This is a genomic window from Rhizobium mongolense USDA 1844, assembly GCF_000419765.1.
GTDB lineage: Bacteria > Pseudomonadota > Alphaproteobacteria > Rhizobiales > Rhizobiaceae > Rhizobium > Rhizobium mongolense.
In genome coordinates this window covers 80,977-94,010 of sequence record NZ_ATTQ01000009.1, presented here as the reverse complement: position 1 = coordinate 94,010, position 13,034 = coordinate 80,977, and the positions used below count along the sequence as shown (strand labels likewise).

The following is a 13,034-nucleotide window of genomic DNA, read 5'->3' as shown; positions in this document are numbered from 1 at the left end:
CATGAGGAAGGCATTACTACTTGCATTCACGGCCTTGGCACTCACCGCCGGCCCGGCGCTTGCCAAGAAGCAGCTCGTCATCGTCGTGAAAGGACTCGACAACCCGTTCTTCGAAGCGATCAACCAGGGTTGCCAGAAATGGAACAAGGAAAATCCAGACTCGGAATATGAGTGCTTCTACACCGGCCCGGCATCGACATCCGATGAAGCCGGCGAGGCCCAGATCGTCCAGGACATGCTGGGCAAGGCCGACACGGCTGCAATCGCCATCTCGCCGTCGAACGCCAAGCTCATCGCCCAGACACTCAAGACAGCCAATCCGAGCGTTCCGGTGATGACGCTCGACGCCGACCTCGCCAAGGAAGACGCCGCTCTGCGAAAGACCTATCTCGGCACCGACAACTATCTGATGGGCAAGCGCATCGGCGACTACATGAAAGAGGCCAAGCCCGATGGTGGCAAGGTCTGCTCGATCCAGGGCAATCCCGGCGCCGACAATATTCTGCGTCGCGCACAGGGCTGGCGCGATTCGCTGTCGGGCAAGGAAGGACTGACCGAGCTCAAGGGCGAAGGCGGCTGGACCGAGGTCGCCGGCTGCCCAGTGTTCACCAATGACGACGGCGCCAAGGGCGTGCAGGCGATGACTGACATCCTCGCCGCCAATCCCGACCTTGCCGGCTTCGGCATCATGGGCGGCTGGCCGCTCTTCGGCGCGCCCCAGCCCTACCGCGACCTGTTCAAGCCGATCGCCGACAAGATCGCCAAGAACGAGTTCGTCATCGGCGCCGCCGACACGATCGGCGACGAAGTGGCGATAGCCAAGGAGGGGCTTGTCACCGCGCTGGTCGGCCAGCGTCCTTTCGAAATGGGCTACAAGGCACCCTCCGTGATGATGGACCTGATCGCCGGAAAGCCGGTTGAGGATCCGGTGTTCACCGGGCTCGACGAATGCACCAAGGACACAGTCGACACCTGCATCCAGAAATAACGCGTGGTTCGGAGCGCCCAAAACCACTGGGCGCTCCGGCTCTCCCGATCATCTCAAGGTGAAGGCTCGCTGACGTCTCTTGTCATTGCGGCAACATTTGACCTAGTCCGTGCTGGGGATCATGAAGTGCTGAGGCGATTGAATCAGATGCCGGACAGGAAAACAACAAAGCGCTCTGACCCGACCGTCCCCCGCATGGCCGGCGGAAGCGTGCATGTTTCGGTGGCCGGCGAGATCGGGCTTCGGATCGTGCGTGGCGATTATCCGCCCGGAACCATTCTGCCGAACGAGGCGAAATGGTCCGAAATGTTCAATGTCAGCCGATCGGCCGTGCGCGAGGCGATCAAGATGCTGATGGCAAAGGGCCTGCTCGCCTCGCGCCCGAAAATCGGCAGCTGGGTGGAGCCCAAAGAGCGCTGGAACCTCTTGGACCGCGACGTCTTGGGCTGGTATGCGGCATCACCTGACCGCGAGCCCTTCTTAAGGGCGGTGCAGGAGCTTCGCCACATGATCGAGCCGGAGGCGACGGCGCTGGCCGCCGAGCGGCGAACCGAAGAGCAGATGATTGAGATCAGCCGGGCCCTTCATGAAATGGCTCGGGCGACATCGCTCCAGCAGCGAACTGAGTCCGACGCTCGGTTTCATATCGCGATCTTGCGCGCCTCCGGCAACGACCTACTCGTTCCCTTGGGCGTTCTGATCGAATCCGCCCTCAATCATCTTCTTGCCCATGTCGCGCGAGAGGGCAGCAGCCTGCGGCATACGCAGAAGCTTCATGAACGCATCGAGAGAAGCATTCGATTGCAACGGCCGCATACCGCCCGCAGTGCGGTTCGAAGGGCCTTGGCAAACACTGATGAAATCATCGCCGGTCGCTCGCGATAGGCGGCGCTTCGCACCGATCCGGCACGATACTCGGTCTTCGTGGCCGGCCGGCCCGAGGCGATCGCACGCTTTCCGCTCCTCATGCGTTTTCTATCACAAAAGAACCACACCACGACGTCTCGTCCGGAGGACCGCATTGCCGCAGTCCTCCGCTGTTCTTGATTCACGCCCGCGCCGGGGTCCTTGCCGGCACGACTGCATTGACAGCCACCGCGACGGCGATGTTTGCCGCAAGGGCAAGAAGACCGGTATAGATGGTGAACGGTTCTCCACCGAGGCTAATCAGGTGCAACGGTTTCCAGCCGGCATCCCAGACGAGGAAGGTGCCGCCGATGAAGCCGACGAACCAGCCGGCGAGTAGGCCCGGCGCACGGAACCAGTTGGTATAGAGGCCGAAGACCAGGGCCGGCAGCGTCTGCAGGATCCAGATGCCGCCAAGCAATTGCAGGTCGAGTGCAAACTGCGTCGGCAGGAAGATGATGACCAGCAGTGCGCCGACCTTGACGACGAGCGAGGTCAGTTTGGCGACCTTGGCTTCACCCGCGTCGCTGACATTCGGGTTGACATAAGCCTTCCAGAAATTGCGGGTGAAGAGGTTGGCGGCGCCGATGCTCATCACCGCCGCCGGAACGAGGGCACCGATTGCGATCGCTGCGAAGGCGAAGCCGGAGAACCATCCCGAGAACAGCGTCTTGAACAAGACCGGCACCACGTCATTGGCGTTTTCGAGCTTCAGCCCGGCGGCATGGCCCATATATCCGAGCAGCGCGAGAAGACCGAGCAGCAGCGTATAGGCCGGCAGCAAGACGGCATTCTTGCGGATCGTCTTGCCGCTGTTCGAGGCGAAGATACCCGTCAGCGTATGCGGATACATGAAGGCGGCGAGCGCCGAGCCAAAGGCCAGCGTCGCATAGGCGACATACTGGTTGCCGGCGAGCAGGAGATCCCCCTTTCCCTTGACCTGGAAAGCCGCATCGGCCGAGGCAAATACGTTGGCATAGCCGCCGAGCTTCGAGGGAATGAGCGCCACGGCTGCGATGACCACGATATAGATCATGATGTCCTTGACGAAGGCGATCAGCGCCGGGGCACGCAGGCCGGCGGAATAGGTGTAAAGCGCAAGCACGGTGAAGGCGATCGCCAGCGGCAGTTCGCCATGCAGGCCGAGCGCCTTGAGCACCGCTGTCATGCCGACGAGCTGGAGCGCAATATAGGGCATGGTGGCGATGACGCCGGTTGCTGCGACGGCGAGTTCGAGGCCGCGCGAACCGTATTGACCGTGCACGACGTCGCCGGCCGTCACATAGCCGAAATCCCTGGCCCGTTTCCAGAGAATGGGCATGACCATGAAGACGAAGGGATAGACGACGATGGTATAGGGCAGCGCGAAGAAGCCGTAGGCACCGACCGTGTAAACGAGTGCCGGAACGGCGATCACCGTATAGGCCGTGTAGAAGTCGCCGCCGACCAGGAACCAGGTGATCCATGTGCCGAAGCTGCGACCACCCAGGCCCCACTCGTCGATATGGGCAAGCGTTTCAGGCTTACGCCAGCGGGAGGCGACGAAGCCCAGGATCGTGACGAGTGCGAAGAAGAAGAGGAAGACGCCGAGCGCCGTGCTGTCGATATCAGTCGTCATTGCGCGTGCTCCGATAGGCGATCCAGGTCAGCGTGGCGGTGATCGGCACCCAGAGAAGCTGGTACCAATAGAAGAATGGAAATCCGAAGAGTGCCGGCTCGCGGATATTGTAGAGGGGCGGCCAGAGCAGGCCGATATAGGGAATGACGAGCAGCCAGAGCGCTGCTTTGTTCCGTGATTTTTCCATGTCGGATACCTCTCGGGCGCCAGATGTGGCGCCAAGTTGCAGTTGTCGGCGTGGAAGGCGAGCTTGTCAGTCGATCGCTGGGGCGAACCTGGCTCAGGCTGTCGCGACGGCTTTTCCGACTGAACGGAAGCAGGCGTAATGCAATTGAAATCCTCCCAACGGCTCGCTTTGGGCCAGCCGTGGTGAAGTCCTATGGCTGCGGTTTTCGTCTGGCAAGATGGCAGAAAGCGTAAAATACTCGCGTCTACCCAGAAGTGGGTAGATGCGATTTATTCTGCTTTGACGCTCAATCCGTGATCGAGCACACAGCAATCAGTCATGCATCGAACGCTGGACGTGAGCATTTCCCGCCAGCCTGCCTTGGCTGGCTGCTAAGCGCGCCCACGCGCTTGCTGTTTCGCCAGGGCGTCGTAGCCGCTAAGTTGAAGTCTAGGCGAGTTCCTCAAGGGCAGCTATTTCTTCAAACCGGTCAATGCTTCACTTTTTATGGGCATGACCCCTTCGAAGGGCTTGTAATGTGGAAGCGAAGGCGAGCCCTTTCAACCGACGGGTGATTAGGGTGGCCCTCCCAGTCGTCACCCCGCTTTGCGCAGCGCGACCACCGGATGACTGGAATTGCGCGGAGATTTTGGCAACAAGAACGAAAACCGGCAAACTACGCGGTCCTACAGTACGCGTGGGCCGCTTAACTGTCGCCCCAGGTCAATCCGTTCTCGATAGCATAGCGGGTCAATCCAGCCGTCGTCGTAATGTTGAGCTTCTTCTTGATGTTCTTGCGATGCGTCTCGACTGTTGCAGCCGAGATACCGAGTGTCTGGGCAATATCACGGTTGCTCTTTCCTGCCGCCAGCAACAATAAAACATCATGCTCGCGCGTCGTCAGAGGAAGCGCATCCGGCGTCTCCTTGCGCTCGAGCAGAACATCCGAGACACCGGAAGAGAAGTAGGTTTTGCCGTTTGCCACGGCTTCGATTGCAGCGATGATCTCGTCGGTGGAGACATCCTTGAGAATGTAACCGGAGGCTCCGTGCAGCACGGAGGTGGAAATATATTCGCGACTGTCGTGCATCGACAGCATCAGGATCCGTGTCTCCGGCAGTTGTTCCTTGAAGAGCTCGATGGCATCGATTCCGCTGAGCTGCGGCATATTGATATCCATCAACACGACAGCTGGCCTTTCCCTCAGCGCAATCTCGAGCCCTGCGCGTGCCAATCCGGCGGTCCCGACAATCTCGAGGTGTTCATAGGTTTCCAGCACCGCCCCTAACCCGTCCAGAACCAGGGGATGATTGTCGATCAAAAGAACCTTGATACTTTTCCTGCCGCTCATGCTGCTTGCCTGCCTTGCGCGCGGTTCACCGTTGCCGACCTTGGAAGCATCGCTGTCAGGATCGTGCCTGCCGGTGTCGTCTTCATCAGCAGCAGGCCGCCGAAATGGGCCAGGCGCTCCTGCATATTGCGCAGTCCGAGCCCGCCGCCGAGCGCTTTCTTCCCTTCGGCGATGTTTTCATCGAAACCGTTGCCGTTGTCGGAGATCGTCATGCGGACGCGGCCCCCAACGCTCCAAATCCTGATGTCGACACGCGTTGCTCCGGAATGCCGCTCTACATTGTTCAATGCCTCCTGCGCAACACGGTAGAGCGCCGTGCTCGCCTCAGGCTTCAGCATATTCTTGAAGGTCAGCGCCTCAAGATGCGTATCGATGGCCGTACGCTCCGAGAAATTATCGCAAAGCGCCTTGAGCGCCGGTCTCAGGCCAAGATCGTCAAGCGCTCGCGGACGCAGGTCATGGGACAGGCGCCGGACCTCCTTGATCGCCCCGTTAAGCGCCTGCGCCCCGCGATCGATTGCACGGGCGGCATCTTCGGCCTGGCTTGCGACCTTGCGGCTCGCCAGATCGATCGCATAGCGGACGCCGATGAGGTTCTGCGATATCCCGTCATGCAGTTCACGGGCAAGGCGGGCCCTTTCCTCTTCCTGCGTGTCGATGATGCGCTGTGCGAGCTGTTTAAGCTTGCTATCGGCAAGGCGGCGCTCTCTCAATGTCAGCAGCATGCCGGTGGCAAAGACGATGAGAACCGCCGGTACGGCAATCAGGGCAATGATCAGAAATGTCTTGCGGACATTGGCGCGAAAATCGGCATTTGCGGCGGCGGTCTGTGCAAAGACGTCATCAAGATAGACGCCCGTTCCAAGCATCCACTTCCATTTGTCGAGGCCGACGGCGAAGGACAGTTTGTCGGCCACCTCTCCGGAGGAGGGTTTCTGCCACTTGTATTGGTGAAGGCCGCCGCCCTCCTTGGCCTTCTCGATGAGATTGGCAACAACCTTGTCGCCATCGGAATCCGTCAGGTTGAGCCAATTGTGCCCCGGCCGGAACGCCTGGCGCGGATGCACGACATTGTTGCCGTCGTAGTCATAGACAAAGAAGTAGCCGTCCTTGCCGTAGTCGAGAGCGGTCAGGATGGCGCGAACCTTCTCCTTTGCTACTTCGTCCTCCGGACCGGCGGCTTCGTAGATGTCATGAATGGCAGAGAGGGCAAGATTAGTCAGATTGAGGAGTTCCGTTTCCTTGGCCTTGAGCATGTTTCGCTCAAACGTGTCGATGCTGCTTCGCACAAGCGTCGCCGATTGCCACGTGATGAACGCTGTGACGATCAGGATGGCCAGGATCAATGGGATGATGGCCAACGCCACAATCTGATGTCTAAGGTTCATAGGCCGCCTCCCTGCCGCCTTGGTCACGCCGGCGAGCTTATATATGAAACGACATCGACGGATAGCTCAAGCTTCGCCCGACCTGCAAACGTTTCTGCAAACGGCGTCACGCGCTGCGGCTTCGCGGTCTTCGAGAAGCGCGGTGAACTATCTGACGAAACCCATCGACGTCGACCTATTGCTCGCGAAAGTGACAGGCTGCGTCACGCGGATTGAAAACGGCAAAGCGGCCGGCCGCGCATTCTAATTGGCGGTCGATGAATTCCGCAAAGCGTTGACGCGGCACCATGCGCCGGTGCAGTGACCTATCCTGCAAACGCCAGCCAGGGCACTCGCTCTTCTCCTGCCTGACGGAGCTTTCATCGCTATGGCCTTTCAAAAGCCACAAAGCTGCGCAGGCTGGGGAACGCACCGACTGATCAAACAAGATCTCCGCAGGCTGCGTGGCCGGCGTGTCAGTGCAGCGGCTTTTTTCAGCTTTAAAGCCGTTCTTACCCAGACGGACATTACCATCAGGACCTGAATGAGAAGGTTCGCCGCGACCAAAGCAGAAGTGCGAGGTTCAATGCGATGCATTCCATCCAAGATGACGTTTCAGTTTCGATCATCATTGCGAACTACAACTACGCGCGCTTCTTAAAGCGTTGCATCGATAGCGCGCTGGAACAAAGCCATGACAACGTAGAGGTCATCGTTGTAGACGACGCATCGGCTGACGACAGCGCTTGTGTGATTGCGTCATATGGATCCAGGATCACAGCCCTCTTAAGAGAGAGCAATGGCGGTCATGCGGCTGCGTTCAACACAGGATTTGCAGTCAGCCGAGGCCAGATCGTTCTGTTTCTCGACGCCGACGACTATCTTTATCCCAACGCCGTGTCGGAGATAATCGAGGCTTGCGACGGCGATACCGCCCAGGCGCAATTCAGATTGCACATTGTCGACGAGCGCCAACGCGTCAAGGATGTGTTTCCACCTCAGGAGTTCCCCTTCGATTCAGGTGATGTCACCCCCCAGCTGTTGCAGAAGGGACGCTATCAAACCACCGTGACAAGCGGGCTGGCCTTCAGGCGTTCGGCTTTGGAGGCGATCATGCCTATCCCCGAGATGGACTTTCGCCAGGGGGCGGACGGATACCTGGTCACTGTCGCGCCTCTCCACGGAAAGGTGACGTCGATCGATTCCTGCCTTGGCGCCTACCGCATGCATGGCGCCAATCATTCCGTCTTTGCAGAAAAACTTGGCCAGCGGGCACGCTGGCGGGTGGAGCACGACTTCCGCCGGATGGAAGCCTTGTCCGATCAGGCCGCCGATGTCGGTTTGACGGTGCCGCCGGACGTCAGTCTTCATGATACGGTGCATCTCGAAGAGCGCTTGGCATCGCTTTGCATAGACCGCCAACGGCATCCCGTTCCCGATGATTCACGGCTCACTCTCGGCGCTGCAGGTGCCGTGGCGAGCCTGGAAATGAATGTCTCGCTCAGACGCCGTGCCGTCCTGGCGGCCTGGTTTCTCTCCGTCGGCCTACTTCCCCGGGGCATGGCAAAGGCGCTCTTGTCGTGGAAGCTTGTCGCCTCTTCGAGACCCGCCTTCCTGCTGCGACTGTCGAAAACCATTCGCCATGCCATGGGCTAGCTCCGGGACGAGCAGCCCTCACAGAACTGCCGCGGCCGGAGCGACCGGCGCGGCAACGAAATCCGCAAGCCTTGATCTTACGACCCGTAGGCTCGGCGGTCGTGGCGGCTGCCGGCACGCGAATGATGATAACCCGGCCAGGCTACCAAGTCCGTCCGATGCGGCGATACTGGAAATTGTCGGCGCTGGACGAAGGAGCGGAATTGGCTTGGCTGATCAGCATTGCCATACGGCTATGGAGGGGTGACTTGACGCAAGCGGGATCCGTCGCTGCGGCATCGCCCGCTATAGCCATTGCCTGGCATCTGCATCCGCCCCAATCGATGTCACGCCGCTCGCAGCTCCTGCAGGGTTCAAGCATCCACTCGTCGCCGCGAAATGCATTGAAAGCCGGAGAATCAAGCCAGATATCCGTCAGGCTCCATTCTCCGAACCGTTCGAAATGCAAGGACGAGATGGTTGCAGCCGCGTGGCAGGGAAGTGCCGTGCCATCCGGGGCGACCATGAACGCATCACGCGCCCAGCCGCCCATACAGGGCTTCGGATAGATCGCGAAATAATCGGGAGCGACGAAGTCGATCGCGAGAACTCCCTGCAGCCGCGACTGGGCTTCTTCGACAATCTCCACCTGGCGCTCCACCGCGGCGCGATCGGGCATGAGGGCATTGCGGTTAAGAAGAGCCCAGCCTCCGTACTGCACATTGGCGATCTCCAATCTCTCTGCCCCAACCGAAAGGGCAAGTTCGATGAAAGCCGGCACTTCCTCTATGTTGTGGCGATGGATCGGAGCATTGATCGTCAGCGGCAGGCCGAGCTCCACGACCCGCCTTGCAGTCTCAAGCTTCTTCTCGTGCGCGCCACGGTGATTGCCGATTTTCTCGGTCGTCGGCGCGTTTGCACCCTGAATGCTTAACTGCACATGGTCGAGACCCACCTCCTGCAGCGCCTCGAGCCGCCCTTCCGGTATCCCGACCCCTGCCGTAATGAGATTGGTGTAAACGCCACGTCTGGTCAGACAGCCTACAAGCTGTTCGAGATCCGACCTAACGGTCGGCTCTCCACCGGACAGATGAACCTGTAGGACCCCAAGATCGGCTGCCTCTTCGAAGAGAGCGAGCCATGCGTCTGTCGAAAGCTCCCTGTCCGCCTTCAACAATTCGAGCGGGTTGGAACAGTAGACGCATTGCAGGGGACAGCGATGCGTAAGCTCGGCCAGCATGCTGATTGGCGGCAGAAGTCTTTCATTCATAGCGTCACCAGAAATCTGTCGGACCATTCCTGCAGGAATTCTTCGACATCGGGAGCAATGTCCTGGCGAGGCGCATCGTATTGTCCGGCAAGCTCGTCGACGATTTGCGGCACCGTATGCTGGCCATCACACAGTCTCAGGATATCAAGACTGACCTCATCCGGCCAGAAAACCTTTTCCGGCGACAAGACCGCCCAGGCGCTGCGCACCGGATCAAACTGCAGCCGGACGTGACGCTTCAGATGCGGCTTTGACTGTGCGGACAAAACGGTCCGCTGGCGGCGGGTCTGCATCATCTTGCCTCCGGCACGAAAGCGCCCGGCGGAATGTTGCCGCCGTCTCGATAGGCATAGTCGAGCGCATCGAGCATTGCCCACAGGATATCGCATTTGAAAATAAGGGCATTTATGACGTCCTGCTGCTTTTCCGGCTCCGTCGCATGCGCAAGGACATAGGCGAGCGCAAAGTCAGAATCACGTGGCGCCTGCTTCAGCCTCGGTGTGAAATAGGCCAGGATATCTTCGGTCACGTAGCTGTATTTTGCCAGCATGGCCGGGACGCGCTCGCCGATGATCACAGGGGCGAACAACTCCGTCAGGGACGAGGCGACGGCTTCTAAAAGACTGCGATTGGTGCAGAAGGACAAATAAGCTCCCACGGCAAAGCGGGTCGCGGGCAGAGCGCGGCGCTCGCTCTTCACCAGCTCCTCGTTGAGCCCCAGCCCGCTTGCCAGCTTGAGCCAGCGAGCGATGCCGCCATCCCAACCGGTTACCCCATCATGATCTTCGATCCTTCGGCGCCATTCCGCGCGCAATTCCGGGTCCTCCGCGCGGCTGACAATCATCGCGTCCTTGCGCGGGATCATGGCCTGATAACAGTACCGGTTGAGCGCCCATGCCTGAAGCTCGGCCTTGGTCAATGCGCCTGCCATCATTCGGTGATGGAACGGGTGCTTGTTGTGGTATCGCTCCTCTCCCACCTGACGCAGGGTTGCTTCGAGTGCGGCGGGCGTCAATCCGTTTCGCGCCGCGTCTGCAAACTCGCTCATATGTCGATCTCCATCCCGTCGTAGCCGATCTCCCATCCCCCTGCCCTCACAGCTGCTGCTTCGGGAGAGCGCTCATCAAGGATCGGATTGGTATTATTGATATGAACATAGACGCAGCGCGCTGGCGCGACATCGGCAAGTAGGGCCATGGAGCCGTCGGCGCCGGCGATGTGCAGATGTCCCATGCGCCGACCGGTCTTGGTCCCGACGCCGGCACTCAGCATCTCATCATCCGTGTAGACCGTACCGTCGAACAGCAGACACGACGCCGCGGCAATCGTCTTTTTCAGGTCGGCGTCGACGCTCGCACAACCAGGAATATACAACGTCGAGGAATGACAGCCCTCCTGAACAATACGCACCCCTACTGTATCGCCCTCTTGCGTGCCGAACCGCTCCTGCGCCCGGCCCGCATCTTCAAGAAACAGCGCAATCTTGCCCGGAACTGGAAAGGCTTCGACCACGATGGATGTCGGCTTGCCCTGCCAGTCCGCAAGGGGGGTCGGCACGTTGAGCAAAAGTTCCCGGCGTTCGACCAGTTGCCTGTCGAGAACATTGAAAATGCTGTTTTCCTCGATCACCCGAAGCACCCGGGCGGTTGCATAAATGACAAAGCAATGCCGCTCGCGCAGGCTCAATAGTCCGGCTATATGGTCGACATCGGCATTGGTCAGGACAACAGCCTGGATGGGCGAAGCCCGCAAGGGGCCCTCCTCCATCGGCTGCAGCTCCGGAGCGGCGGCAATCTGTTCGCGAATGTCCGGGGATGCGTTGAAGACAATCCAGTCCTTGCCATCGGCGGATACGCCAAGACTCGATTGGGTCCGGCGCCGAAACCCGCCTTCACCGTTGCGGACGGCGCGGCTCAGCCGATAGTTGCAGTTCCATTGTGGGAATCCGCCTCCTGCCGCGGAGCCGAGGATCTTCAGCCGCATGTGATGGTGCTTCCTTCCGACGGCAGCCGCTCCACGCAGACAAGCCGCATGGAGCGGTAGATGCGCTTATTTCTTAGCCTTGAGTTCGGCGGAACGGTAACGTGACATTTCCATTCCGACGCACACGACGCATGTCGTCGGCTTCTTCCAGCTTTTCTTCATAAGCTTCTCCTCTTTACTCTGCCCGAGATCAACCATTGATCTCCTCCCGGCATCGTGCGCCTTCGGCGCAAGCTCTGAAATCTCAACGACATTCGCACCTGCCATTTTGCAGAAAATCCGAATGCCGTCGCTGCTAGCCCTTGATCTGGTTACCGGCTTCGTCGATGAGCGGGACCTGATATTGCAGCAGAATCCGATTTATTTCCGATTGGTTCTCCCGGATCACCTTGTTCAGCGTCCGTTTCCACTCCTGATCGGACGGACGCACGCCCATGGTGATGCGATAGGACATACGACCGGCCTTTTCTTTGAGAAGCGGCACGACGACAAGGTCCGGATTAATCTCCTTGACGTAATAGCCGGCCATCGGTCCCCAGAGGATAGCGACGTCGATGACGTCCTTTTCAAGGTCCTTCAACATGACCTCGGCCATGGACGGTGTCGAGCGCGTATCCACCATCAACGGGTAGGGCTTGGCGTTGCGCATCAGCTTGGCCCTCGCCAGGTTGGCGCTCGGCGGCGTTCCCGCGACGATCCCGATCCGCTTGTCGGCCATTTTGGGATCCTCGAGGCTTTCCAAGCCTTCCAGACCGCTACTCTTCTTGAAGATCATGACATAGGTGGATCGGTAATAGGCGTTGGTGTTCTGCACCAGTTCGTCGCCTTGGGCATAACCCATGATGACATCGCACCGGTTGGCTCTCAGCGTATTGCGGACAAAGCCGGTCGCCATCGGATACCAGGTATAGGAGACCGATTTGCGTTGGGTTTTGGCAGCCACCAGTTCAGCCAGCTTGTTTTCGAAGCCTTCGCCGCTTTCATCCGTAAACGGCATGTTTGAGGGATCGGCACAAACGCGCAGCACGTCCGGATCGACCAGTTCGCCCGCCGCGCCGATCCCGGCACCTTGCGCAAATACCGCAGTCGGGATCGCGGCAACGACCGCGACCACAAACAGAACATGACGACCGCACAATTTGCCTGGCGACATTAGATCAGCTCCCCATACAGGATTTTTCGTGGTCTTTCGCCGCTTGCGGCTTGTCAGCCTTCTTGGGCGGACGACCGCGCGGCGCGTCGCCGACGGCCCGCGCGCGCAGATAGACGTAGATGTCGTCGAGGTAGCAGTAGACGTTCTTGTTTTCGCCGAACGCCGGCATGACGTTTTCCTTGCCGCCGCCGACATTCTTGCGACCTTCCGCGACGATCGACAGGAAGGTTCCGTAGTCCATGTTTTTCATGGTGTTGGCGAGCGCAGGCGCATAGCTCGAGCCGACGCCGTCCGGTCCATGGCAGACATGACAGTCCGAATGATAGCGCCGGTAGCCGCTGAAGGTATACCAGTCGACCGTCCCGTCATCCTGGATCTTGAATGTTGGATTGCCTTCCGCATCGACATATTTGCCATCCTGATCGCTGACGGCTGCGGCTTTCTGCTTGTCGTCGGCGGCAAGGATGACGCTGGAACCAATAAGAGACATCGCAAGCACTAAGACTGTTTTGCGCACTGACATTCGGACCTCTTTCTCATTCGCCACCAATACAGCCTTGCTGTCGCGATGCGGCGTTGACAGGAGAGTTGTGGTTT

At 59.3% G+C, this 13,034-nt stretch carries 14 protein-coding genes and 1 pseudogene; 4 read left to right on the top strand and 11 right to left on the bottom strand.

All coding sequences use genetic code 11. The features are described from left to right. The first annotated feature begins 1 nt into the window (after position 1). Positions 2 to 988 (top strand): sugar-binding protein, encoded by a 987-nt coding sequence (locus A3C3_RS0118770; RefSeq protein ID WP_028739780.1) that lies wholly within the window; start codon positions 2 to 4, stop codon positions 986 to 988. A 147-nt stretch (positions 989 to 1,135) separates the two neighbouring features. Then, positions 1,136 to 1,873 (top strand): FadR/GntR family transcriptional regulator, encoded by a 738-nt coding sequence (locus A3C3_RS0118765; protein WP_051154489.1) that lies wholly within the window; start codon positions 1,136 to 1,138, stop codon positions 1,871 to 1,873. A 163-nt stretch (positions 1,874 to 2,036) separates the two neighbouring features. Here the strand turns inward: A3C3_RS0118765 and mctP are convergent, their stop codons facing one another. The 4 genes from mctP to mctS all read right to left on the bottom strand — a co-directional run bounded on the left by mctP (position 2,037) and on the right by mctS (position 6,417). Further along, the gene (gene mctP / locus A3C3_RS0118760; protein WP_022716121.1) at positions 2,037 to 3,512 is read right to left on the bottom strand and encodes a monocarboxylate uptake permease MctP; all 1,476 of its coding nucleotides are present in this window, start codon (positions 3,510 to 3,512) and stop codon (positions 2,037 to 2,039) included. After that, entirely contained in the window at positions 3,502 to 3,699 is a 198-nt protein-coding gene (locus A3C3_RS0118755) for a DUF3311 domain-containing protein (RefSeq protein ID WP_022716120.1), read from the bottom strand. Before A3C3_RS0118755 ends, mctP begins: the two co-directional genes overlap by 11 nt. A gap of 685 nt (positions 3,700 to 4,384) precedes the next feature. Next, positions 4,385 to 5,029 (bottom strand): two-component system response regulator MctR, encoded by a 645-nt coding sequence (gene mctR / locus A3C3_RS0118750; RefSeq protein ID WP_022716119.1) that lies wholly within the window; start codon positions 5,027 to 5,029, stop codon positions 4,385 to 4,387. Next, positions 5,026 to 6,417 (bottom strand): two-component system sensor histidine kinase MctS, encoded by a 1,392-nt coding sequence (mctS, locus tag A3C3_RS0118745; protein WP_022716118.1) that lies wholly within the window; start codon positions 6,415 to 6,417, stop codon positions 5,026 to 5,028. Before mctS ends, mctR begins: the two co-directional genes overlap by 4 nt. 139 nt (positions 6,418 to 6,556) lie before the next feature. Between mctS and A3C3_RS48200 the strand changes: the two are divergent. Together A3C3_RS48200 and A3C3_RS0118735 are read left to right on the top strand one after the other, a co-directional pair. Further along, positions 6,557 to 6,664 (top strand): annotated as a pseudogene (locus tag A3C3_RS48200) (response regulator); the annotation flags it as partial. 323 nt (positions 6,665 to 6,987) lie between these two features. Next, the gene (locus A3C3_RS0118735) at positions 6,988 to 8,052 is read left to right on the top strand and encodes a glycosyltransferase family 2 protein (protein WP_022716116.1); all 1,065 of its coding nucleotides are present in this window, start codon (positions 6,988 to 6,990) and stop codon (positions 8,050 to 8,052) included. A gap of 142 nt (positions 8,053 to 8,194) precedes the next feature. On the opposite strand, the gene pqqE is transcribed toward A3C3_RS0118735, so the two are convergent. From pqqE to A3C3_RS0118700, 7 genes are all read right to left on the bottom strand, one after another. Beyond that, complete coding sequence (gene pqqE / locus A3C3_RS0118730; RefSeq protein ID WP_022716115.1) at positions 8,195 to 9,301, bottom strand: pyrroloquinoline quinone biosynthesis protein PqqE; 1,107 nt, start codon at positions 9,299 to 9,301, stop codon at positions 8,195 to 8,197. Further along, on the bottom strand, positions 9,298 to 9,597 hold the full coding sequence (pqqD, locus tag A3C3_RS0118725) for a pyrroloquinoline quinone biosynthesis peptide chaperone PqqD (protein WP_022716114.1): 300 nt from the start codon (positions 9,595 to 9,597) through the stop codon (positions 9,298 to 9,300). Before pqqD ends, pqqE begins: the two co-directional genes overlap by 4 nt. Next, positions 9,594 to 10,349, bottom strand: a complete 756-nt coding sequence (gene pqqC / locus A3C3_RS0118720; RefSeq protein WP_022716113.1) for a pyrroloquinoline-quinone synthase PqqC — start codon at positions 10,347 to 10,349, stop codon at positions 9,594 to 9,596. The genes pqqD and pqqC overlap by 4 nt, the downstream gene beginning before the upstream one ends. Further along, positions 10,346 to 11,284 (bottom strand): pyrroloquinoline quinone biosynthesis protein PqqB, encoded by a 939-nt coding sequence (gene pqqB, locus A3C3_RS0118715; protein ID WP_022716112.1) that lies wholly within the window; start codon positions 11,282 to 11,284, stop codon positions 10,346 to 10,348. Before pqqB ends, pqqC begins: the two co-directional genes overlap by 4 nt. A gap of 66 nt (positions 11,285 to 11,350) precedes the next feature. Next, the gene (locus tag A3C3_RS45340) at positions 11,351 to 11,551 is read right to left on the bottom strand and encodes a hypothetical protein (RefSeq protein ID WP_145611638.1); all 201 of its coding nucleotides are present in this window, start codon (positions 11,549 to 11,551) and stop codon (positions 11,351 to 11,353) included. Positions 11,552 to 11,579: 28 nt separating this feature from the next. Then, complete coding sequence (locus A3C3_RS0118705) at positions 11,580 to 12,437, bottom strand: substrate-binding domain-containing protein (RefSeq protein WP_022716110.1); 858 nt, start codon at positions 12,435 to 12,437, stop codon at positions 11,580 to 11,582. A 4-nt stretch (positions 12,438 to 12,441) separates the two neighbouring features. Then, entirely contained in the window at positions 12,442 to 12,927 is a 486-nt protein-coding gene (locus tag A3C3_RS0118700) for a c-type cytochrome, methanol metabolism-related (protein ID WP_051154494.1), read from the bottom strand. Positions 12,928 to 13,034 lie beyond the last annotated feature (107 nt).